We start from the raw sequence: 369 nt of genomic DNA, 5'->3' as shown, positions 1-369 counted from the left end.
GGTAATGGCAAAAATCATTGTGGTGACATCGGGCAAGGGTGGCGTGGGCAAGACGACCAAGAGCGCGAGTTTTGCATCGGCCCTCGCATTGCGGGGCAGCAAAACCGCCGTGATCGACTTCGACGTCGGCCTGCGCAACCTCGATCTCATCATGGGCTGCGAGCGCCGCGTGGTGTACGACCTGATCAATGTGATCCAGGGCGAAGCCAATCTGAACCAGGCGCTCATCAAGGACAAGAAGTGCGAGAACCTCTTCATTCTTCCGGCCTCGCAAACGCGCGACAAAGACGCGCTCACGATGGAAGGCGTCGAGAAGGTCATTAACGACCTGATCGCAATGGACTTCGAATACATTGTGTGCGATTCGCC

At 56.9% G+C, this 369-nt stretch carries 1 protein-coding gene; it reads left to right on the top strand.

Annotation, left to right across the window (positions count from 1 at the left end; translation table 11 throughout):
- Positions 1-4: 4 nt before the first annotated feature.
- On the top strand, positions 5-369 hold a 365-nt coding region (locus tag EN824_RS33720; protein ID WP_145972520.1), incomplete at its 3' end, for an AAA family ATPase.

It is taken from the genome of Mesorhizobium sp. M8A.F.Ca.ET.181.01.1.1 (assembly GCF_004792025.1).
GTDB lineage: Bacteria > Pseudomonadota > Alphaproteobacteria > Rhizobiales > Rhizobiaceae > Mesorhizobium.
Note: the sequence above shows the minus strand (reverse complement) of the source record. Positions and strands in the feature narration are given on the sequence as shown.